We start from the raw sequence: 22,048 nt of genomic DNA, 5'->3' as shown, positions 1-22,048 counted from the left end.
CGTTCAATCATGACGCATCGCGGGTGGCGCTGAGACGTTTGGTGGCCGAATCCGATGGTGTGCGGCGATTCGAGGAGGGTGTGGGGCCCAGCGGCCTCGTCTCACCCAGGATTGCCGCGGTGTGGCGGCCCACTCCCAGCGATCGGGCGGCGTCGAGATCGGCGGCGGTGTCGACGTCGGTGCGCAGATCCGCCCAGCGGACGTGACCGGGATCGAGTTCGACCGCTCCGGCGGCGCGGTGGGCGGCCGCGGAATCGGGCCCGAACCGTGGCGGTTCGGTGATGCTGCGATCACGGAGCAACACCGTGGTGCCGCGTCCGTTTCGATCGGTCAGGACCGCCTGTCGCAATCCGTCCGCCGCGGCGATCACCGCTTGCATGCTGGTGGCCGTCGCCGCAGGCAGATCCGCTTGCACAAGCATCACCGTCCGCGCCGTCGGCCAGCGGCGGCGCGCGATTGCGGATGCTTCGGCGAAGGCCTGGTTGAGTCGATCGGTGTCGATGGGCCGGGCGCCGCGATCCTCGCCCACACTGATCGCTCCCGCCGCGCGGGCGGCGGCGAGTACCTCGTCGTCGGGACTGATGACCGCGATGCCCTCGACGCGTGGACCTCGCAGCGCATCGATGGTGTCGAGCAGCATCGCCAGCACGAGGTCGCGGTGCAATCCGTCGGACGCCGGTCCGCGGCTGGCCGCCAACCGGGACTTGGCCTCGGCCAGGCGTTTGACCGCCAAGACGGCCACGACATCACCTGGGCGTGGGGCGCCCGCGTCGGTGTGTGATGTCGATTCCATGGCATCCATGATGCCGATCGCGCGAGCGGAGTGTGACGCGCACCCGTCTGATCCGGTCCGGCGCTCGTCTACATACCACTAGTGTGAGGTGCGAAGTGTGGTCGGCGAAGGAGTGATCGTGCGTGCGGTGGTGATGGGTGCGGGATCCTGGGGAACCGCGATCGCGAAGGTGTTGGTGGACGCCGGGACGGAGACGACGATCTGGGCTCGGCGGCCCGAGCTCGCCGAGCGCATCACCCACGACCACGCCAATGGCGATTATCTGCCCGGCATCACCCTGCCGGATGGTCTGCGCGCGACGAGTTCGGTCGTCGACGCGGTCACCGGCGCCGACGTGGTGGTGTGTGCGGTGCCGTCACAGTCCTTGCGGGCCAATCTCACCGAGTGGATGCCGCACGTCGCTGACGATGCGACCTTCGTCTCGCTGGCGAAGGGGGTGGAGACCAGCACCCTGCTGCGGATGAGCGAGGTCATCGCCGAGGTGTCCGGTGCGCCGGTAGAACGGGTCGCGGTGTTGTCCGGACCCAATCTCGCCCGCGAGATCGCCGAGGGGCAGCCGGCGGCTACCGTCATCGCGTGTCGCGATGAACACCGAGCGCAGGACCTGCAGCAGGCCTTCAACACCGGGTATTTCCGCCCGTACACCAACACCGATGTGGTCGGCTGCGAGATCGGCGGTGCGGTGAAAAACGTCATAGCCCTGGCGTGCGGAATGGCCAGCGGCGTCGGATTCGGGCAGAACACGCTGGCGACCATCATCACTCGCGGTCTGGCCGAGACCATCCGCTTGGCCGTGGCGGTCGGCGCTCAGATCGAGACCCTCGCCGGCCTGGCCGGCGTCGGCGATCTGGTCGCCACCTGTTCGTCACCGCTGTCGCGCAATCGGACCTTCGGCGCGCACCTGGGTCAGGGCGCGACGATGCAGGAGGCGCAGGAAGCCACACACGGGCAGGTCGCCGAAGGCGTCAAATCGTGTTCGTCGGTGCGGGCACTGGCGGTGAAATTCGATGTGGAGATGCCGCTGACCGACGCAGTGCACCAGGTCTGCCATTCGGGACTGTCGGTTGCCGACGCAGTGAGCTCGTTGCTCGGCCGCCGGACCAAGCCGGAGATCTACGACTGAGTCGATCCGGGATCAGCCGCGGACCCGCGATCCGTCCGACCGATATCAGCCGAAGTCCAATGGTGCCCGCGGCAACGTCTGGTCGATCACCGCGCTGACGTCGGTGATCGGTGCGTTGCCGGCGTTCTCGGGGATCCACATCGCCACATAGGGGCGGTGGTCCACGCACACGTATGCCTGGCCGGCACCTTCGACGGTGTCGGTGATGAACCACTGAACCGGGTTGATCACCTGCAGGTTGCTCGTCGGCGACAGCTCGTCGGGACGTGAGATACCGCACCGCAGTGTGACGGGGTCGGTGTCAAGGTCCGACGACCACGTCACCGTCGTGCCCGTGACCTGCTTGTCGCCGAAGCCGTCGAAGGTCTGCGGCAGTGCGGCGATGAGCTTGTCGCAATCGGCAGGGGCCGCCTCATCGGATGCGTAGGACTCGATCGGTGTGGACGGATCCGGTCGCAACGCCGCGAAGGTGATGAAGCCGACGATGACCATCGCCGGAATCGCCACCAGGGTGGCGATCAGTGCCGGGCTCAGTCTCGGGCCGCTGCCGTAGCGTGCCTGCGCGTCGTCGCCGGAGGCCTCGCCGGCCTGGTTCTCGTCGGTCACGACGAACACACTAGTGCGCGGAGTCGCCCGAGATCAGTGCGAGGACTGCACCACCGGACACGTGAGGGTGCGGGTGATTCCGTCCACCTTCTGGATCTGCGGCACGACGTTCTCGGTCAGGTGCGCCGCATCTGCTGCGTCCACACGGACGATGACATCGTAGGGGCCGCTGACCTCTTCGGATGTGGCGACACCGGAGATCTCCGCGATCGTTGCCGCTGCCAGCGCGGCCCTTCCGACCTCGGTCTGGATCAGAATGTATGCCTGAACCACGCCCATCCTCTCGTCTGCACCGGGGTCCGGCTGTCGACCCGGTGTCAGTATTGTCGCTGACAACCCCGTCCAAGCGCGACTGGAAGCGAATCGAGGAGTTGTGGTGTCCGTCGAAGGTGCCGGGGAACCGGTCGATCGGTCGAGGTCGGTCGGCGATGTCGGAGAGCGGCGCCTGATCGTCGAGCTGACCCGGTCCTCGAGAGCGTTGGATGCCACCCACCGCACAGCCGATGTGGTGATCGGTTCCGGGGACGATGCGGCGGTGATCGACACCGCCGGGCCGACCGTCATCAGCACCGACACCGCGGTCGCGGGCCGGCATTTCCGCTTCGATTGGTCGGATCCACGCACCGTCGGGGCCCGCGCGGTGATCCAGAGTGCCGCCGACATCGCAGCGATGGGCGGGCGCGTGACCGGCACCGTTGTGTCCATCGCGTGCCCCGCCGACACCACCGTCGGCACCGTGCTCGACCTTAACGACGGAATCCTCGACGCCACCCACCGACTCGGTGGTCGGGTGCTGGGCGGTGACCTCGTCGGTGCCGATGAGGTGGTGCTGACCGTGACCACCGTGGGTGCTCTGGACGGTGCGACGCCGATCGTGGTCGGCGGCGCGCGGCCTGGCGATGTGCTCGCGGTCACCGGCACGGCGGTGGGTGCGAGCGCGGCCGGGCTCGCCTTGTTGCTCGACGCGCACGACCGTGGAAACGATGAACTGCTCGCCGAGTTCGCCGATCTGGTCGCCGCTCATCGACTTCCGGCGCCCGACCTGGGACAGGGGCCGGCGGCGGCGCGTGCTGGTGCGCATGCGATGACCGATATCTCCGACGGGCTCGTGGAGGAATTGATCACCATGGCCGCGGCCTCCGGTGTGGCGCTCGCGGTGTCGAGCGATCGCATCCCGGTGGGCAGCGACATGCGTTCCGCGGCGCGCCGTCTGGGTGTGGATCTGCGCCAGTGGACCGTGGCCGGTGGAGAGGATCACGAACTGTTGGGCGCGTTCGCAGCCGGTACGGTCCCGCCGGGCTGGACCACGATCGGCGAGGTCCGCGACGGCACCGGTGTGCGGGTGGACGGTCGGGCGGTGCAGGATCTGCGGGGGTGGCAATCGTTCGGGTCCTGAGCCCGTGCCAATTGTCTGCGCTCGGCATGCCTTAGATTCGGTGCATGGCTATCTATGCGCTCGGTGATCGTGAACCCACCATCGGTGACGATGTGTACGTCCACCCCGATGCGGTCGTCATCGGGGATGTGACCCTCGGCGACGGGGTGTCGATCTGGCCGACCGCGGTTCTGCGGGGCGATTCCGGGACCATCACCGTGGGCCGACGGACCAACATTCAGGACGGCACGATCATCCACTGCACCCCGGTCGACGCGACGGTCATCGGCGCCGAATGCGTCGTCGGGCACAACGCGCACATCGAGGGCGCGACGATCGGCGATCACTGCCTCATCGCGTCGGGTTCGGTGGTGCTCAATGGATCGACGGTCGGCAGCGGCGCGATCGTCGGGGCAGGTGCGGTCGTGCCGTTCAAGTTCACCGTGCCGGACCGCACGATGGCCCTCGGTGTGCCGGCCAAGGTCCGAGAGGGCTTCGAGGTGCCGGAGGGTCACGTGGACCTCAACGTCGAGATGTACTTCGAGAACGCCAAGTACTTCCGGGAGTCGCTGCGGAGGATCGGATGACCTCACCCACAACCGAATCCACGGGAGACGGGGCGAAGCCGCTGTCGGATCTCATCGACCCGGGCTGGGCCGATGCGCTGGCTCCCGTGGAACCGGTCATCACCGCGATGGGACAGTTCCTGCGTGCCGAGAACACGGCCGGACGCGGTTATCTGCCCGCCGGCAGGAATGTGTTGCGTGCGTTCACCAATCCGTTCGCCGATGTGCGGGTGCTGATCGTCGGGCAGGACCCCTATCCGACGCCCGGGCATGCGGTGGGACTGAGTTTTTCGGTGGCGCCAGACGTCTCGCCGATACCGCGGTCGCTGTCCAACATCTACCGCGAGTACTGCGCGGACCTCGGTTACCCCCAGCCGGCCAACGGGGATCTGACTCCCTGGGCGAAATCCGGTGTGCTGCTGCTGAACAGGGTCCTCACCGTGTCGCCGGGGGAGCCTGCCTCGCATCGTGGGAAGGGCTGGGAACAGGTCACCGAATGCGCGATCAAGGCACTGGTCGCGCGGGCGGCCGATCCGCTGGTGGCGATTCTCTGGGGACGCGATGCCGCCGGACTCAAGCAGTGGCTGCCCGATGTCCCGGTGATCGAGTCGGCTCATCCGTCACCACTGTCGGCGAGCAGAGGGTTCTTTGGTTCCCGCCCGTTCAGCAGGGCCAACGACGCGCTCGAGGATCTGGGAGCCGACCCGATCGACTGGCGGTTGCCCGCAGCCTGAGGCTTCAGGCGTTGCGGGCGGCCGCGAAGTCCGGTTTGCGCTTGGCGACGAAGGCGTCGACACCCTCGATGCCCTCCGGTGCGGCGGACAATGCGGAGATCGACTGCGCCTCGGCGGCGAGCTGATCGCCCAGAGTCGAGGTGGCCGATCGGGTGAGCAGGGCGCGGGCGGCCCCGTCCGACTGCCACGGGCCGGCGGCGATCTTCGCCGCGGTGGCGAGTGCGGTGGAATCGACCTCGTCGTCGGCGACGATGTCGGACAACAGTCCCCAGCTCAGCGCCTTGTCCGCGTCGATGACCGGGTCGGTGAGGATGATCTGACGGGCGCGTGCGGCGCCGACGATGCGGGGTAGCGTCCAGGTCATCCCGCCGTCGGGGGACAGTCCGATACCGCGGTATGCCGGTCGCATCTTGGTGGAGGTCCCGCCGATCGCGACGTCGGCGTGGGTGACGATGCTCATCCCGGCGCCGGCGGCCCAGCCCTTGACCGCGGCGACGACCGGCCGATCGGCTTCGTGGAGGGCGCTGACGAAGGCGTGGAAATTGTCGGCGATCTCACGCAGGAAGGTGGGGCGGTGGGCGGCCGAGGCGAAGTCGCGGACGTTGCCACCGGCGCAGAAGTTCGCGCCCGGACCCTTGAGCAGGATCACCCCGACCCGGCGCTCTCCGCGCGCGATTTCGCGGAGTGCGGCGGCGCCCGCGGACAGGGCGTCGTCGTTGAGCGGATTGCCCGGTGCGGCCGAGGAGATCGCGATGGTCAGGATGCCGTCGCTCTCGGTGACGAGCTCGGCAGTGGGTGCGGTGGCAGGGTCAGCGGTCATGGTCTGCAGACTCTAGTGCCAACGCACAAAGACCCGACTCCCAGGGGCCGAGCTAGTGTTCGCTCGGGGAGTCGGGTGCAATGTGGATGTCGGTTCGGCGCCGACGGCCGAGGCCGTCGGGAGCGTCAGACGCGAGCGGTCTTGCCGGCCTTCAGGCAGGAGGTGCACACGTTCTTGCGCTTGCGGTTCCCCGGCGCGACCTCGACGCGCACCGACTGAATGTTCGGGTTCCACCGGCGGTTCGTGCGGCGGTGCGAGTGTGACACCGACTTGCCGAAGCCCGGTCCCTTGCCGCAGATGTCGCAGACGGCAGCCATCGTCGAACTCCCTTGTGTTGATGAAAGTGGTCGTGTTCTGCCCGCAGTTCCACGATCGGCGACGGGCGTCGACGGGCACAGTTGCAAGGCAACCCTGCAAGAGTAGCCGGAAGGACCCGACCCGGCCAAATCGCGGCGCCAGGAGCGGGCAGATGGTGGCACCGTGGCCGTCGGGGCGTCCGAGTAACCTCGAACACATCCGGCCAACGGCCATCGTCACTGCCAACGGTAAGGGGTTTCATGGAGTCGGTGTTCGACGGTGGTCGCATCAGGATGATGAATCCGCAGCTGTTGCGGGATTGGGCGCACACCGCGGTCGACGGGCTCGAGACGCTGCGGGGCGAGATCAACGACCTGAACGTCTTCCCGATCCCGGACTCCGACACGGGCAGCAACATGCTGTTCACGATGCAGGCCGCTGCCGACGGCCTGGCAACGCTGTCCGAGGATGCGAGCACCCCGCAGGTGGCCCGGGCGATGGCCGACGCGGCGATCGCACAGGCCCGCGGCAACTCCGGCATCATCCTCTCGCAGGTGCTCATCGGTCTGGCCGACGCCGCCGAGCTGATGCCCGACCAGACCCAGGTGACTTTCAACCAGCTGTGGGCCGCGGGGTTGCGGCTCGGGTCGCTGGCGGCGATGCGGGCGGTCAGCGAACCCCGGGAGGGCACCGTCCTCACGCTGATCCGGACCGCAGCGGAGACCGCCGCGGCGCACGTCTCGGAGTCGGCGGGCGACCTGGCCCGGGCGGTTGCCGATGACTGCGCCGATGCGCTCGAGCGCACGCCGGAGCAACTGCCCGAGCTCGCCGAGGCCGGTGTCGTCGACGCAGGTGGGCGGGGATTCCTCGCACTGGCCGATGCCATGGTCGCGGTGTTGACCGGTGTCGCGCAGCGCCGGCGCCGTTACCGGGGGATCCTGATTGGTGGTGGTGTCCCGGGGCATCAGGGCAACGACGCCTGTACCGGCGGCAGCGACATGGACTTCGAGGTGATGTACTTCCTCGACGGTGCCGCCGGCGATCAGGTCGGGTCGTTGCGTCAGGTCCTCAACGAGATCGGCGATTCCGTGGTGATCGTCGGGGACAGTTCGACCGGGGGCGAACGATTCTCGGTCCACGTGCACACCAGCGACCCGGGACGGGCGGTCGAGGAGGGTGCGGCCCGCGGACCCGTCGCCGAGGTCCGGATCAGTTGCTTTGCGCTCGACGCGATTCGTGCCCAGACCGACACAGCCGAACCGCCGCCCCGGCACAAGCGAGCGGTGGTCGCGGTGGTGACCGGCGAAGGTGCCGACGAATTGTTCACCGAGGCCGGGGCCGCGGTACTACGCGCAGACGCCGGACTCGCGCCGGAGGCTCTGACCGAGGCGATTCGCGGAACCGACAGCGCACACGTGGTGGTGATGGCCAACGGCAAACTGAGCTCGCAGGACCTGGTCACGGTCACGGCGGCCACGCGGTCCGCGCAGCGTTCGGTGGTGTTTCTGCCGACCTCGTCGATGGTGCAGTGCCTGTCGGCGCTGGCCGTACACGATCCCACCGAGGCGCCCGATCCCGACACCTATGCGATGGCAGAAGCTGCCGCAGGTACCCGCTGGGGTTCGCTGGTGCGGGCCGACAGCCGGATCATGACGCTCGCCGGTACGTGTGAGGTCGGGGATGTCCTGGGCATGATCGGGTCCGATGTGCTGGTGATCGCGCCCGACCAGACCGGGGCGGCGACCGCGCTGGTCGACCTGATGCTCGCCACCGGTGGTGAAATGGTCACTGTGATGGCGGGTTCCGGGGTGGACGACGCCGCGCTGGATGCGCTCGCCGAGCAGATGCGCCGCAGCTACGCGGGTGTGGAACTCGCCATCTACCGGACCGGCCAACCCGATCAGCTGCTGCAGGTGGGGGTCGAGTGATGGTGGCGATGGCCGACGGTCTCGAGACGGTGGTGAGCCCCAAGGTCGCCTCGCAGATCTCGACACTGGGCATCGTCACGGTGGGGGAGCTGCTCCGCTACGCTCCGCGCAGATACGTGCGACAGGGTCAGCTCTCCAACCAGGAGATGCCCGTGGAAGACGATTGGCTGACGATCGTCGGCCGCGTCACCGGCGCCAGCATGATCCCCATGAAGAAGCGGTCCGGGAAGTTCTTGAAGGTGACCGTGACCGACGACGATTACACCTACGTCGCGAACTTCTTCAACGCCCGCTTCATCCAACACCGGATCAAGCCGGGGGCCAGGGTGCTGATGGCGGGCAAGGTGAAGATCTTCCGAGGCCAGATACAGCTGTCCCACCCGGAGTGGGCAGTGTTGCCCGATGGCGAGGCCGGCGTCGACGGCGTGGTCGGTTCGGCGATGCTGGCGCAGATGCTCGGCGCGGAGGCGGAGTCGCTCGACGAGTCGGGCAACACCGCTGCCGAAGCACTGGTGGATCGGTCCATCATCCCGATCTACCCGGCCACCAAGGACATCCAGACCTGGACCATCGGGGCGGCAATTGCGCGCACACTGGCCGCGGTCGAGCGCAGCGGCGCGCAGGCCGACGCCCTCACCGACCAGCAGCAGAGATCGCGCGGGCTGATCAGCACGGCCGAGGCGCTACACAAAGTGCATCTGCCCGAGACCGAGGACGACATCGAGGCGGCGCGGGCGCGATTGAAATTCGACGAGGCGCTGGCCATCCAGACTGTGCTCGCCCAACGGCGGATCGCCGGCCGCACCGAGAACGGACCGCCGTGCCCGCACGTCGCCGGCGGACTCGAGGACCGACTGCGCGAGCGTCTACCGTTCACCCTGACCGACGGCCAGCAGACCGTGGTGGCCGAGATCGCCGAGGACCTGGCGCGCGACACCCCGATGAGTCGTTTGCTGCAGGGCGAGGTCGGCTCGGGCAAGACGCTGATCTCCCTGCTGGCCATGCTCCGGGTGGTGGACAACGGACATCAGTGTGCGATCCTTGCTCCGACGGAAGTACTTGCCGCGCAGCACTATCGGACGATGACGTCGATGCTGGGCAACCTCGCGGAGGCCGGCGAGTTGACCGCGGCCGAAGGTGCGACCAAGATCGCGCTGCTCACCGGATCGATGAAGACCGCCGGCAAACGGCAGACGTTGCTCGACGTGGTGACCGGCGAGGCCGGCATTGTGGTGGGCACCCACGCGCTGCTCGAGGAGAACGTCGCATTCTTCGATCTGGGCATGGTGGTGGTCGACGAGCAGCACAGATTCGGTGTCGAGCAGCGGGACACGTTGCGCGGCAGAGGTAAAGACCGGCTGATGCCGCACTTCCTGGTGATGACCGCGACACCCATCCCGCGAACCGTCGCGATGACAGTTTTCGGCGACCTGGACACCTCGGTGCTCACCGAACTACCCAAAGGCCGCCAGCCCATCAAGACGTCAGTGGTCCCGATGCGTAACTCGGCCTGGGTGGACCGCGCGTGGACGCGCGCGGCCGAAGAGATCGCCCAGGGCCGCCAGGTGTACGTGGTGTGTTCGCGAATCGGCGACGATCCCGACGGTAAGAAGAAACCGAAGGGACGCAACGAGGAATCGGAACCGCAGAGCACCTCGGTTCTCGACCAGTACACCGAGTTGTTGGGTGGGCCGCTCGGTGGCCACCGGATCGAGATGTTGCACGGACGCCTGCCCGCCGAGGAGAAGAACGCGATCATGGACGCGTTCGGTCGTGGTGAGATCGATGTGGTGGTCTCGACCACTGTCATCGAGGTCGGCGTGGACGTGCCCAACGCGACGATGATGGTGGTTGTCGATGCGGAACGATTCGGGGTCAGTCAGCTGCATCAGTTGCGTGGCCGCGTAGGCCGTGGCAGGCACCCCGGCCTGTGTCTGCTGATGACCTCGGTCAAGGACATCTCGCAGTCGATGCAGCGACTGCGGGCCGTGGAGGCGTCCACCGACGGGTTCGAACTGGCCCGCGTGGATCTCGAGCAGCGCAGGGAGGGTGACGTTCTCGGGTCGCTGCAGTCCGGTGGTGTCTCCTCGCTGCACTTCCTGTCGCTGCTGGCGGACGGCGATGTGATCGCCGACGCCCGCGAACTCGCCGACGACGTGGTGGGGGCCGACCTGCCCCTGGCCGATCACAGGCCGCTCGCCGACCTCGTCGACGCCGTGCTGGTCCCCAACAAGGTCAAATACCTCGACAAATCCTGACCAGAGCGGAACCGAACACGCGGCTGCCGCGTCCAAATGTCATGGTGTCGGGCGCCGCGTGGCCACTGCGGTGGTGGCTGATCCTCGTCGGCAGCGTGCTGACCGCGGTGATCGTGGCCGGAGGTCTGACGGTGTCCGGGCGCGGAGCGCCCACCGACTCGGCGGCGGGCAGCGCAGCGGGTGCGGCCTCGCTGCGACTCGCGGGCCTGTCGGTGACCGACCGCCGCCCCGAGCGCTCGGACTACCAGCGTGCGGCATTCGGGGCCGCCTGGACCGACGCTGTGACGGTGACGGGTGGCGGAAACGGGTGCGATACCCGAAATGACGTCCTGGCGCGCGACTTGGTCGATGTGCGTCGAGCCGTCGTCGACAGTTGCCCTGACGCCGTCGTCGCCGGCGAGTTCCGTAGCCCGTACACCGGTGAGTTCATCGTCTTCCGCCGCGACCGACGTCCCGGCGCCGTGCAGATCGATCACATCGTTCCGCTGGCATACGCCTGGGACATGGGTGCGTGGGCGTGGCCGCAAACGGCGCGGATGAATCTGGCGAACGACCCCGCGAACCTGGTCGCCGCCGACGCGGCCTCGAACCTCACGAAATCCGATCAGGCCCCGGCCGAGTGGATGCCACCCAATCGGGGGTTCCACTGCCAGTACGTGACTCAGTTCGTCATGGTGATGGCCGCCTACCAGCTCCCTGTCGATCGTCGGTCGCGTGATGTGATGGCGCAGGTTCTACGGTCCTGCGGTGCCTGACACGGGGGAGGACGGACTGGGCGGGGAGACGAACCGCGCGCACACGAGGGTCACGACAGCGATGGCTGCGGCCATTGCGAGGAACGCATCGGCGTAGCCGAGTCGGCCGACGAACCAACCGAATCCGACGGCACCGAGACCGAGGCCGCCGTCGTAGGCGATATTCCAAATGATGCTGGCGGTCCCGCTGCGATCTGGGCCGAGACGTTGCACTGTGACGACGAACGAATCATTCTGGCAGGAACCGAAACCGGCGCCCAACAACGCGGCGCCGAGGATCAACGACCAGCCCGGTCCGTCCAATGATGTTCCGATGATGGTGCAGCCCAGCGCGGCGATGAGCACCGAGAGCACCAGCAGTCGCCCCGCACCGCGCCGATCACCGTGGAATCCGGCACCCAGCCGCCCGGCCACCAAGGTGACGGAGCCGGCGAGGAGTGCGGCGGCGACAGTTGCCGCGCTCGGTCCGGACAGCGGCAGGAATGTGGTGGTGGCGCCGAAGGCGCCCGCGACCATCACGAACACCACGATCGGAACGGCGATTGGCCGCACGTCCGATATCGACGGCAGTCGGAAACGCCCGTACAGTCCGCCCGGAAGCAGGCAGGCGGTGACCGCACCTGCCAGGGCCGCTGCTCCGGCGATGTAGAACACGAGGTGATAGCCGAGGACGTCGACGGCCCACACGCCGCCGGCCAACGCGCCGATGTTCGGCAGCGCCGCAGCGGCACCGTAATAGCCCGAATACGAGGCGAGTTTCCGGGGACCGGCGAGGTCGGCCACGATCACCGCCCCGGAGATGACGATGAAGGCGAAGCCGATACCGCGGATGACGGTGATCAGCACGATCGGTACGGCGTCGGTCGCCAGCGGATACAGCGGCGTCGGGCCACCGAGCAGGACGGCGCCGAGCACCATCATGGTGCGCAGTGGTACGCGTCGGAACAACCACGGCATCGACAGCTGTGTCGCCACAGTGGCCGCCATCATCGCTCCGGTGGTGGCACCGACCACCACACTTCCGGCGCCACCATTCGACGCCCACATCGGTACCACGGGAAGTAACGCGGCGTAGTTGACGAAGGCCAGAAAGGTGGCGCCCATCAAGGCCACGAGATTGCTCATGGCACCAGGGTTTCACGCAGCGTTGAGCAGTGCGAGCAGGTGGGACTCGACCACGCTCGTGGTATCCGGGATATGCCCGACCACTGGTGGCGCTGCGGAGAGGTGAATGCCGTCGGTCGGCGTATGAATCTCCATCCGGTGGCCGCCGGGGGTGTTGACCACGGCGTATCGCCAGCCGTCGGCCTCCTTCGCCAGGTTGTGCGCGCGGCACGCGCCGTCGCCGTTGACGTCGGTGGTGGCGCCGCCGTGTCGATGCGGGTGGGCGTGATCGGTCTCGGCGATCGGTGCGCCGCAATACGGTGTGCGGCACATTCGGTCACGCATGGCGATGAAATGCGCCAACGCCTTGGGGAATGTGCGCGACCGCGCGTCCATGGAGACCAGCGTGCCGTCGCGCGGGCGCGCGAACAATCGTCGCAGCGTCGATCTCGTCGTCCCGTCGGTACCTTCGGCAATCATCTGTCGCGCCAGGCTGCCCGGGATCGGGCCGAATCCGGGGATCTCCGCCGCCTCATGGCTGTTGGTGAGCATGGTGCGTTCGGACATGATCACGTTCACCGACACTGGGACCTTTTCGGCGTAGTCCTGGCCGGTGACCCGCTCGACAAGGGTGTCGGCCATGATCTGCGCGTGGGTTCGATCGTCACCCCCGACCGTCGCGTCGGCATGCGCTTTGAGTGACGCGTACACCGCGACTCCCTGCTTCAGGGGTAGCAGCGCCGAGAGTTTCGTCATCAGATCCGGGGCGGGGCGCACCCCGACCCGACGGTCCTTCTCCGCCCGGGCCGACCGCGCGACCACGGCGTGTGGATCTAGTTCGTAGGCGTGCTTTTTGGCCGAGGCCTCGAGTGCGCGATCGCTGACGCCGTCGAGTGTGGCCGGATCGGCACACATGCGTCGATCGATCTCGGTTCGGGTTTCTTTTGTCAGATAAGCGGTTTCACGGACCAGGATGGTGGCGCGCCATTCGGTGAGCGTCCCGGAGGTCAATGCCCGCATCGTGTGCGGCATCTCGTGGGCGAGAGCCCGTGCGAAACCCAGGTATTGACTGCCTTTTCGCGGGGACACCTTGCGTGCGAGACCGACCTCTGCCGACAGGCCGCGTCCGCGCCGGGATGCCGGCACGTTGCGCATCTGCTCGTCGGCGTCACGCAACTCCTCGAGTCGCGCCGTCTCACGCACTTGTGCGGCAGCGCACGCCGACTTGATCTCCTCGAGCAATGTCAGACGCTTGGTCGCAGCGGCCTCGGTGTCGGCTACGGCAAGCGATGCAATCGAATCCGGCATGGAGCGCAGGAAGTCGGGCGCAGCCAGCGTCTCTGCAGCAGGTTCGGCGTTACCCGGCGTCACAACCGATACGTCCACCGACATCGACCCCCCGATCGATTGATTCGAACTCACGTTCGATGCTACGCCGCGATCGTGACCGGCGCAACCGTTATTTCCCAGTGCATCGGTGACAGTTCTGTATCAAGACATTGGTGACATTGTGGGTGGTCATGGTGGTGAGACTTGTGCAGCGAGGCTCGCGTGGTGGCTGCTCGTGAAACGATTGACCCTATGGTGCGTCTGGCTATCTCATGGCTCGCTGCAGGAGTCACATTTATCAGAAGCGGACAACCATGCGGATGTTCTGCTGCGGAACCGTCACCGATGTCCTGATATAGGACACGTGATTGGCGAAACGGAGACGAGCTGCAAGCTGGTGAGGGCTGCTTAGCGGCCGTAGTGCACTCCAATACCCGACAAATGCTGCACCCGAGGGAAATCCAACCGCACGAAACTGATCGGGGTGATGCCTGCACCGCTTGGCTCCGATGGCGCACAATGGTCCTGTGGGAGCGAAGAGCAACGAGGCGACGTTCCGCTTCACGCTGCCGGCTCACTTGCACGGGCCCGACTCAGCGAGCAGATGAAAAGGCTGTACTCGAAAGGGCCCGCGATGCTGGAGCTGTATCCATCGGCGACCTAAATGTCAGCGACAGTATCTCCGTCGGTGACGGCACCTGCCAGTACTCGGTTCGAGTTCGGTTGTACTTCGGTGGCACTGCCTTCGCTCGAGCCTCATCATTTTCCGGCCGGGCTCAACGACGTCGGGGCCTCTGAGAACACTCGTCCTGGCCAGTAGCGTCTGCTTGGCCGCGGCCGCGATATGGCTTGATATCCCGATCAGCAGTGGTTTGTGCAGTGCGACGTCGCACACAGTATTGCTTCGACACGTAGCGGGCGTGCAACTATCGGTCAGGTGCCCGCTGTGCGTCAGAGCATCGTAGAAGCAATCGATATCTCTGCCACCCAGGCCGGTATCGTTCTAAACGCCGACCAGAAGCGGCTTACTGAACGACTCGCCATGCTCGCCCAGCCCGATGGTCGTCGACTCCGAGCCCGCCGAAACCAGAGTTCACGTGGACTTTATGTCCACGGGCCGGCCGGCCGCGGAAAATCTTGGCTGGCTCAAGCCTATTTCGATGAAGCGACCGTGCCGAAAACCCGGGTCCACTTCCACAACTTCTTCGACGAGTTGCACCTTCGCGTACACGACTCCCGCGATGATCCTAGAGCGCTAGAATCCGCGCTCAGTGAACTCCTCGGGCCAAGTCGCCTGCTGTTCTTCGACGAGTTTCATGTCCACGATTCTGGGGACGCTCGCCTTCTCACACGCCTTCTCGAGTTCGTGTTCGCTCGGCAGCTCACGGTGCTGGTCACCTCGAACTATGCGCCGGAATCCCTATTGCCCAATCCCATCTGGCACCACACCTTCGAGCCTGGTATCGCGATGATCAAGAACCACCTCGACGTATTCCACCTCGACGGTCCCACCGACTACCGGACGCAGTCACCACACCACACCACGGGCTTCGCGTCCGGCAAGTGGCTGACCGATTCGGCGCCCGGTAGCTATCCATCCGCCGACGAGAAAGCGACGCTCACGGTCCGGGGTCGACAATTCGCTGCCCTCGCTGTCCGTAATGGTCAGCTATGGATCTCGTTCGGTCAGCTGTGCGACTCACCACTATCGACGATCGAATATCTCTACTTGGCCGACGCGTTCGGTGACTGGGTCGTAACCGACATCCCGCTGTTCGACGAGGTGGGCCGCGAAGCGCAGCAGCGGTTTATCAACGTCATCGACATCTTGACCGACACCGATACCCCCGCCACATTCATCTCAACACACACCCTCGACGAGTTCCTCGCGACTGATACCGCGCGCCCGGACGCCTTCCGCATGGCCAGCCGACTCCAGCTACTTCGTGGCTAGCAGCGAGAACAACTCGTCCCACATCATCACGTCTCGATACCAGCTCAGCCGGGATTGGGGCACTTCCGGACGCACCGCTACTCTGGTGGGCGACATATTTCCGCAGGCGAAGTCGAGGATTCCATGAGTGCACCCACCGCCGATTCGGGCGTGGTGGCGACCGACGTCGAAGAGGTCGTCGCGGGTCTGGCCAAGGCCGCCAAGGTCGCGTCGCAGGCCCTGGCCGGGTTGACGACCGCGGCCAAGAACGAGGTTCTGCTCGCAGCGGCCGAGGCCATCGAGGCCGACAGTGAAGCGATCCTGGCCGCGAATGCCGCCGACATCACCCGCGCGGACAACGACGGCACCGAGGCCAGCCTGATCGACCGGCTGCGGCTGACCCCGGAACGCATCACCGGAATTGCCGACGGACTCCGCCAGGTGGCGGTCCTACCGGATCCGATCGGCACCGTCGTGTCGGGCAAGACGCTGCCCAACGGCATGGAATTGCGTCAGCTCCGGGTGCCGCTCGGTGTAGTCGGCATGGTGTACGAAGCGCGGCCGAACGTGACCGTCGACGCCTTCGGTATCGCCTTCAAGTCGGGCAATGCGGTGCTGCTGCGCGGTTCGTCGTCCGCCGCGAACTCGAACGCCGAACTCGTCCGCATCCTGCGTGAGGTGTTGCGCGACAAAGGTGTCAACGCCGACGCCGTTGCGCTGCTGCCGAGCGAGGACCGGTCGAGCGTCACCGCTCTCATCCGTGCCCGCGGCCTGGTCGACGTGGTGATCCCGCGCGGGGGCGCCGGACTGATCAATGCAGTCGTGGCCAATGCCACCGTGCCCACCATCGAGACCGGCACGGGCAATTGTCATGTCTACGTGCACGCACTCGCCGACCTCGACGTTGCCACGCGCATCGTGTTGAACTCCAAGACACGGCGGCCAAGCGTGTGCAACACCGCCGAGACGGTACTCATCGACAAGGCCGTGGCGTCCGACGCGTTGCCGAAGATCTCGCAGGCCCTGCAGGCGCAGGGCGTGGTGATCCACGGTGATGAACCCGGTATGGAGCCGGCGACGGACACGGACTGGGCCGAAGAGTATCTGTCGATGGACATCGCGATGAAGGTCGTCGACGACCTGGATGCGGCGGTCGCCCACATCGACACCTGGGGGACCGGTCACACCGAGGCGATCGTCACCACCGATCTGGCCGCCGCGCGGGAATTCACCTCGCGGGTCGATGCGGCGGCGGTGATGGTCAACGCGTCGACCGCGTTCACCGACGGTGAGCAGTTCGGGTTCGGTGCCGAGATCGGCATCTCGACACAGAAACTGCATGCGCGCGGTCCGATGGGGCTGCCGGAACTCACCTCGACGAAGTGGACCGTCTGGGGCGACGGCCACATCAGGCCCGCCTGATGGCCGAGACGACCGCCGCGACCGGCGGGCCCACCACCGTGCCATCGTTCACCGACGTCGCCGACGTCACCACACGGCTGCGCGACACCGGCTATCTCGCCGACGACGCCACTGCCACGTCGACGTACCTGGCCGACCGGCTCGGCAAACCGCTCCTGGTGGAAGGCCCCGCCGGCGTCGGCAAAACCGAACTGGCGCGGGCGATCTCGCAGTCGACGAATGCCGAGTTCATCCGGCTGCAGTGTTATGAAGGCATCGACGAGGCGCGGGCACTCTACGAGTGGAACCACGCCAAACAGATCCTGCACATCCAGGCCACAGGGACACGAGACTGGGACGAGGCGAAGAGCGACATCTTCTCCGAGGAGTTCCTGTTGCCGCGTCCGCTGCTACGGGCCATCTCGAGACCCGAACCGACGGTGCTTCTCATCGACGAGGTGGACAAGGCCGACGTCGATGTGGAGGGTCTGCTCCTCGAGGTGCTCAGTGACTTCGCGGTGACCATTCCCGAGATGGGCACGGTTGCCGCCACCCGGCGGCCGATCGTCATCCTCACGTCCAATGCGACCCGCGATCTCTCCGAGGCGCTGAAGCGTCGGTGCCTGTACCTCTACATCGACTTCCCCGACTCGGTCCGCGAACGCGAGATCCTGGCGTCGCGGGTGCCCGGGTTGCCCGACGCACTCGCCGCGGAACTGGTGCGGGTCGTCGGTGTGTTGCGCACCCTCGACATCCGCAAGAAGCCGTCGGTGGCCGAGACCATCGACTGGGGCAACACCCTGCTGGCGCTCGGCGCGGGGGAATCGACTACGGGCTCCGGCGCGACTCTTGACGACGGTCTGATCGCGCGCACCCTGGGTGTGGTGCTCAAGCACCGCCCGGATCTGAAGACGGCGTTCAAAGAACTCAAGTTGGGCTGATGTCCCCTCCGGCGCAGGCGGCACCCGAGGTGCCGTTGATCGATCATCTGACCGGTTTCGTCGACGAGCTGCGGGCCCGCGGTATCGTCGTCGGGCCGTCGTCGCTCATCGACGCGGCGCAAGCCGTGGAGGTGCTCGATCTGCTCGACCGTCGCACCTTGCGGGAGGGACTGGCCGCCACCCTCATCAGCGATCAGATGCATCGCCGGGTGTTCGACACCGTCTTCGACCTGTGGTTTCCGCTGGGCACCGGCGCGCGCACCGCGGTCTCCGAATTGCCGAGAACGCAGGACGGCGAGGTGGATGTGGAGGCGATCCGCGACCAGCTGGCCGAGTTGCTCGCCGACGAGTCGCCCGATGCGGACGCGCGGCTCGCGCAGATGGTGGCGCTCATCGTCGACCAGCTCGGACGTTACGATTCCACCCGCGGCGAGGCGTACTCGGCCTATCAGGCGTTGTCGCAGATCAGTCCGCAGACGCTGATCGCGCGGATCGCGGCCGCGATGGCCGGCGGTGGCGACGACGACTCGCTCGGCGACCGCGCGGGTACCGAGCCCCGCTACCGGAGTGCGGCGCGCGCCCGATCGGCCGATCTGCGTGCTGCGATCGAGGCGGAGACGCAGCGGCGGATGGCCGGTGCCAAGGGCCGTGAACGGGTCGCGGAGTATGCCGTGCCGCAGCTGCCGGAGAACATCAATTTCCTGTCGGCCGGTGCGTCGGACCTCGCCGAAATCCGACGCACGATCGAGCCGCTGGCACGGCTGTTGGCGGCGAAGCTGGAAGTTCGTCGCCGCCGATCGCATCGTGGCGCGGTCGACGTGCGCAAGACGTTGCGGGCATCGATGTCGACCGGCGGTGTGCCGATAGAGCTCACGCATCGCAAACCCCGACCGGGGCGTCCGGAGCTCACCGTCATCTGTGACGTGTCGGGCTCGGTGGCGGGTTTCTCCCAGTTCACGCTGCGATTGGTGTATGCGTTGCGTCACCAGTTCTCGAAGGTCCGGGTCTTCGCCTTCGTCGACACCGTCGACGAGGTGACCGACTTCTTCGACCGGGGCGCCGACGACGAGGACTTCGGTGCCAGCATGCATCGGATGATCACCACGGCCCGGATCAGCACCCGCGATGGACACTCCGACTACGGCAACATGCTCAATGGCTTCGTCGAAGAATACGCCGACTCGCTGACCCACCGTGGGGCACTGCTGATCCTCGGCGACGCCCGCAACAACTACCACGATCCGCGGCTGGGAGCGCTCCGTGAACTCGTCGACCGTGCCCGACATGCGTACTGGCTCAATCCCGAGGCCGAGCGCAATTGGGGCACCGGGGACTCCGCCGCGACAGAGTATGCCGAGGGCATCGAGATGTTCGAATGTCGCAACGCCACCCAGCTCGGACGAGTGATCGCCGACCTGCTGCCGGTGTGATCTGCAGCGGGTCACCGGGTGCCGTGTGGTCGACCGCGTAAACTCACACGTCATGGCCACCGACGGGCAGACGTCCACGCGACCGCGCGCACGCCGCATCGGCATCATGGGTGGCACGTTCGATCCCATCCACAACGGTCACCTGGTGGCCGCCAGTGAGGTGGCCCATCGGTTCTCCCTGGACGAGGTGATCTTCGTCCCGACCGGAAGACCCTGGCAGAAGCTGGGTGAGGACGAGGACGGCCACGTCATCGACGCGGCGAGGGCGGTCAGTCCGGCCGAGGACCGCTACCTGATGACGGTCATCGCGACCGCATCGAATCCGCGCTTCAGCGTGAGCCGCGTCGACATCGAACGTGACGGCGACACCTACACCGTCGACACACTGCGTGATCTCCGCAAGCACCATCCCGACGCCGAGCTGTTCTTCATCACCGGCGCCGATGCGCTGGAATCGATCCTGTCCTGGCAGGACTGGGAGGGATTGTTCGAACTCGCGCACTTCATCGGCGTCAGCCGACCCGGCTACGAACTGCACGCCAAGCATCTCGCTGCGCACCTCGGTTCGCTGCCGCCGGATACGTTGCAGATGCTCGAGATCCCGGCGCTGGCGATCTCGTCCACGGACTGCCGCGCCCGCGCCGCGCGCGGGCGTCCGGTCTGGTATCTCGTTCCCGACGGAGTCGTCCAGTACATCGCCAAACGCAAGCTGTACCGTGCGCCGAAGGCGTCCTCGCCGGGGGTGTCCGCGCCCTGATCTCACTGCGACGACCAGACCTGCCTCACACACCGCACCGCACCCCGACGGAAGGACTCCAGTGACTGCCTCAGCCGAAGCGCTGCAGATGGCCACCGTGGCGGCACACGCCGCCGCCGACAAACTCGCCCACGATGTCACGGTCATCGATGTCTCCGAACAACTCGTCATCACCGACATCTTCGTGATCGCGTCGGCCGACAACGAACGGCAGGTGACCGCGATCGTCGATGAGGTGGAGGACAAACTGCGCGAAGCCGGTCACAAACCCGTGCGGCGGGAAGGCACCCGTGAGGGCCGGTGGGCGCTCATCGACTACGCCGACATCGTCGTACACATCCAGCACACCGACGAGCGGCAGTTCTACGCGCTGGAGCGGCTCTGGAAGGACTGCCCGGTCATCGACGTGGACGGCCTCGCGTGAGCGGCGGACCGGACAGTCACGACACCTCCGTGGAACGTCTCACGCCGGTGGTCCGTCGGCTGATCCTGTTGCGTCACGGGCAGACCGACTACAACGCGACGAGCCGGATGCAGGGGCAGCTGGACACGGAGCTGTCGACGTTGGGCCGGCGCCAGGCCGAGGACGCCGCGGTCGCGTTGGCCGATCGCGCACCTATGCGCATCCTGTCCTCCGATCTGACCCGCGCCCGCGACACCGCCGAGGCGTTGGCGCGGCGGACAGGGCTCACGGTCACCACCGACAAGCGCCTGCGTGAAACACATCTCGGTGACTGGCAGGGCATGACCCACCTCGAGGTGGATGCCGAGATGCCGGGGGCGCGGCGCATCTGGCGCGACGACGCGTCCTGGGCGCCACCGAACGGGGAGAGCCGTATCGACGTCGCCACCCGGGCGACCCCACTGGTGGACGAACTCGTCGACATCGTCGACGGCTGGGGCAGTGGTGAACGACCTGAGGCCCCGGTGGTGCTCGTCGCTCACGGCGGCGTCATCGCCGCGATGACCGCGGCACTGCTGGACCTGGACCGGAAGTCGTGGCCGGTGTTCGGCGGACTCGCGAACACCAGTTGGGTGCAACTGTCCGGCCACGGCGTGCCCGGCAGTGCGCCACGGTGGCGATTGGACGTCTGGAACGCCTCGGCCGAGGTGGCCGACGCGGGCGTGCAGTGACGATCCTGGTCTTGTCGGACTCGCTGGCCTACTACGGGCCGACCGGTGGCCTTCCCGCCGACGACACCCGAATCTGGCCGTCGCTGGTCGGGGTGGGATGCGATCGCGATGTGGCGCTGTTCGGACGGATCGGCTGGACCAGCCGAGATGTCTGGTGGGCTCTCACCCAGGACCCCAACATCTGGGCGGCAGTACCGACCGCGGAGGTGGTGGTGCTGGCTTTCGGCGGGATGGACAGTCTGCCGTCGCCACTGCCCACCGCGGTGCGCGAACAGATCCGCTACGTGCGACCGGCGCGGCTGCGTCAGGTGGTGCGCGACGGCTACTCGTGGTTGCAGCCTCGCCTGTCCACAGTCGGATGGCCACTGGCACTGCCGCCGTCGGTCACCGTCGAATACCTCGAGAAGATCCGGGCCGCGCTCGCCGAGTTGCGGCCCGACCTGCCCATCGTGCTGTGTCTGCCGCCGACGCATCGCAGTCCGTACTACGGATACGTGCACTCGGGCCGGATACCGACCACGGCGGCGATGCTCGCTTGGGGGCGCTCCCACGATTTGCGCATCGCCGACTTCTACCCGGTCACCCGCGACGCGTTCGAGCAGCGGCCCGAGACGATGAACCCCGACGGCATTCACTGGGGATTCGACTGTCATCGGCGCATCGCCGACGAGGTCATCGGGGTGGTGCGCGAGGCGCTGACCACACCTGGCCGCAACGGTGCCGACGGGCCCCCGGCCGCACCGAAACCGACCGGCTAACGTAGA

General features: G+C 66.8%; 22 protein-coding genes. 15 read left to right on the top strand and 7 right to left on the bottom strand.

All coding sequences use genetic code 11. From position 1 onward, the window contains the following. Window positions 1–7 precede the first annotated feature (7 nt). Window positions 8–793, bottom strand: coding sequence for a 2-phospho-L-lactate guanylyltransferase (gene cofC / locus ACIGKQ_RS01760; RefSeq protein ID WP_396572076.1), 786 nt, complete (start codon window positions 791–793; stop codon window positions 8–10). Between the two features lie 118 nt (window positions 794–911). Here cofC and ACIGKQ_RS01755 point away from each other — a divergent pair, with 118 nt between their 5' ends. Further along, window positions 912–1,916, top strand: a complete 1,005-nt coding sequence (locus ACIGKQ_RS01755) for an NAD(P)H-dependent glycerol-3-phosphate dehydrogenase (RefSeq protein ID WP_396572180.1) — start codon at window positions 912–914, stop codon at window positions 1,914–1,916. Between the two features lie 45 nt (window positions 1,917–1,961). On the opposite strand, the gene ACIGKQ_RS01750 is transcribed toward ACIGKQ_RS01755, so the two are convergent. Together ACIGKQ_RS01750 and ACIGKQ_RS01745 are read right to left on the bottom strand one after the other, a co-directional pair. After that, on the bottom strand, window positions 1,962–2,522 hold the full coding sequence (locus ACIGKQ_RS01750) for a DUF3515 domain-containing protein (protein ID WP_235722617.1): 561 nt from the start codon (window positions 2,520–2,522) through the stop codon (window positions 1,962–1,964). 33 nt (window positions 2,523–2,555) lie between these two features. Next, entirely contained in the window at window positions 2,556–2,801 is a 246-nt protein-coding gene (locus ACIGKQ_RS01745; RefSeq protein ID WP_235722618.1) for an Lrp/AsnC ligand binding domain-containing protein, read from the bottom strand. A 97-nt stretch (window positions 2,802–2,898) separates the two neighbouring features. On the opposite strand from ACIGKQ_RS01745, the gene thiL reads away from it, so the two are divergent. The 3 genes from thiL to ACIGKQ_RS01730 are packed head-to-tail and all read left to right on the top strand — an operon-like array spanning window position 2,899 to window position 5,197. Continuing rightward, window positions 2,899–3,918: a thiamine-phosphate kinase gene (gene thiL / locus ACIGKQ_RS01740; protein WP_396572074.1), complete on the top strand. Its 1,020-nt coding sequence runs from the start codon at window positions 2,899–2,901 to the stop codon at window positions 3,916–3,918. A 44-nt stretch (window positions 3,919–3,962) separates the two neighbouring features. Next, on the top strand, window positions 3,963–4,484 hold the full coding sequence (locus ACIGKQ_RS01735) for a gamma carbonic anhydrase family protein (protein ID WP_396572072.1): 522 nt from the start codon (window positions 3,963–3,965) through the stop codon (window positions 4,482–4,484). Then, window positions 4,481–5,197 carry a uracil-DNA glycosylase gene (locus ACIGKQ_RS01730; protein ID WP_235722624.1) on the top strand — a complete coding sequence of 239 codons (717 nt, stop codon included), beginning with the start codon at window positions 4,481–4,483 and terminating at the stop codon, window positions 5,195–5,197. The genes ACIGKQ_RS01735 and ACIGKQ_RS01730 overlap by 4 nt, the downstream gene beginning before the upstream one ends. Window positions 5,198–5,201: 4 nt before the next feature. Here the strand turns inward: ACIGKQ_RS01730 and ACIGKQ_RS01725 are convergent, their stop codons facing one another. Continuing rightward, entirely contained in the window at window positions 5,202–6,017 is an 816-nt protein-coding gene (locus ACIGKQ_RS01725; RefSeq protein WP_396572070.1) for an enoyl-CoA hydratase/isomerase family protein, read from the bottom strand. 125 nt (window positions 6,018–6,142) lie between these two features. Beyond that, complete coding sequence (rpmB, locus tag ACIGKQ_RS01720; protein WP_124706538.1) at window positions 6,143–6,334, bottom strand: 50S ribosomal protein L28; 192 nt, start codon at window positions 6,332–6,334, stop codon at window positions 6,143–6,145. A 240-nt stretch (window positions 6,335–6,574) separates the two neighbouring features. Here rpmB and ACIGKQ_RS01715 point away from each other — a divergent pair, with 240 nt between their 5' ends. From ACIGKQ_RS01715 to ACIGKQ_RS01705, 3 genes are read left to right on the top strand one after another with little or no spacing between them, the layout of a single operon-like run. Beyond that, the gene (locus ACIGKQ_RS01715) at window positions 6,575–8,242 is read left to right on the top strand and encodes a DAK2 domain-containing protein (RefSeq protein ID WP_396572068.1); all 1,668 of its coding nucleotides are present in this window, start codon (window positions 6,575–6,577) and stop codon (window positions 8,240–8,242) included. Continuing rightward, a complete protein-coding gene (recG, locus tag ACIGKQ_RS01710; RefSeq protein WP_396572178.1) occupies window positions 8,242–10,500 on the top strand; it encodes an ATP-dependent DNA helicase RecG in 2,259 nt (752 codons plus the stop codon). The genes ACIGKQ_RS01715 and recG overlap by 1 nt, the downstream gene beginning before the upstream one ends. Window positions 10,501–10,541: 41 nt before the next feature. Further along, window positions 10,542–11,255: an HNH endonuclease family protein gene (locus ACIGKQ_RS01705; protein ID WP_396572066.1), complete on the top strand. Its 714-nt coding sequence runs from the start codon at window positions 10,542–10,544 to the stop codon at window positions 11,253–11,255. On the opposite strand, the gene ACIGKQ_RS01700 is transcribed toward ACIGKQ_RS01705, so the two are convergent. Beyond that, the gene (locus ACIGKQ_RS01700) at window positions 11,235–12,380 is read right to left on the bottom strand and encodes an MFS transporter (protein ID WP_396572064.1); all 1,146 of its coding nucleotides are present in this window, start codon (window positions 12,378–12,380) and stop codon (window positions 11,235–11,237) included. The two genes, ACIGKQ_RS01705 and ACIGKQ_RS01700, sit on opposite strands and share 21 nt — an antisense overlap. Before the next feature lie 12 nt (window positions 12,381–12,392). Next, on the bottom strand, window positions 12,393–13,667 hold the full coding sequence (locus tag ACIGKQ_RS01695; RefSeq protein WP_396572176.1) for an HNH endonuclease: 1,275 nt from the start codon (window positions 13,665–13,667) through the stop codon (window positions 12,393–12,395). Window positions 13,668–14,634: 967 nt separating this feature from the next. Here ACIGKQ_RS01695 and zapE point away from each other — a divergent pair. The 8 genes from zapE (at window position 14,635) to octT (ending at window position 22,042) form a co-directional block, all read left to right on the top strand. Further along, on the top strand, window positions 14,635–15,642 hold the full coding sequence (zapE, locus tag ACIGKQ_RS01690; protein WP_396572062.1) for a cell division protein ZapE: 1,008 nt from the start codon (window positions 14,635–14,637) through the stop codon (window positions 15,640–15,642). 123 nt (window positions 15,643–15,765) lie between these two features. Next, complete coding sequence (locus ACIGKQ_RS01685) at window positions 15,766–17,043, top strand: glutamate-5-semialdehyde dehydrogenase (RefSeq protein ID WP_235722632.1); 1,278 nt, start codon at window positions 15,766–15,768, stop codon at window positions 17,041–17,043. Then, the gene (locus tag ACIGKQ_RS01680; RefSeq protein WP_396572060.1) at window positions 17,043–17,963 is read left to right on the top strand and encodes an AAA family ATPase; all 921 of its coding nucleotides are present in this window, start codon (window positions 17,043–17,045) and stop codon (window positions 17,961–17,963) included. The genes ACIGKQ_RS01685 and ACIGKQ_RS01680 overlap by 1 nt, the downstream gene beginning before the upstream one ends. After that, window positions 17,963–19,393 carry a VWA domain-containing protein gene (locus tag ACIGKQ_RS01675; RefSeq protein WP_396572058.1) on the top strand — a complete coding sequence of 477 codons (1,431 nt, stop codon included), beginning with the start codon at window positions 17,963–17,965 and terminating at the stop codon, window positions 19,391–19,393. The genes ACIGKQ_RS01680 and ACIGKQ_RS01675 overlap by 1 nt, the downstream gene beginning before the upstream one ends. Window positions 19,394–19,445: 52 nt before the next feature. Continuing rightward, on the top strand, window positions 19,446–20,150 hold the full coding sequence (nadD, locus tag ACIGKQ_RS01670; RefSeq protein WP_235722637.1) for a nicotinate-nucleotide adenylyltransferase: 705 nt from the start codon (window positions 19,446–19,448) through the stop codon (window positions 20,148–20,150). 61 nt (window positions 20,151–20,211) lie between these two features. Then, window positions 20,212–20,574, top strand: a complete 363-nt coding sequence (rsfS, locus tag ACIGKQ_RS01665) for a ribosome silencing factor (RefSeq protein WP_160901019.1) — start codon at window positions 20,212–20,214, stop codon at window positions 20,572–20,574. Beyond that, window positions 20,571–21,284 (top strand): histidine phosphatase family protein, encoded by a 714-nt coding sequence (locus tag ACIGKQ_RS01660; RefSeq protein WP_396572056.1) that lies wholly within the window; start codon window positions 20,571–20,573, stop codon window positions 21,282–21,284. The genes rsfS and ACIGKQ_RS01660 overlap by 4 nt, the downstream gene beginning before the upstream one ends. Beyond that, a complete protein-coding gene (octT, locus tag ACIGKQ_RS01655) occupies window positions 21,281–22,042 on the top strand; it encodes a diglucosylglycerate octanoyltransferase (RefSeq protein WP_235722641.1) in 762 nt (253 codons plus the stop codon). The genes ACIGKQ_RS01660 and octT overlap by 4 nt, the downstream gene beginning before the upstream one ends. The last annotated feature ends 6 nt before the right edge of the window (window positions 22,043–22,048 follow it).

This window comes from Gordonia sp. NPDC062954 (assembly GCF_044543825.1).
In the GTDB taxonomy this organism is placed as follows: domain Bacteria; phylum Actinomycetota; class Actinomycetes; order Mycobacteriales; family Mycobacteriaceae; genus Gordonia; species Gordonia tangerina.
Note: the sequence above shows the minus strand (reverse complement) of the source record. Positions and strands in the feature narration are given on the sequence as shown.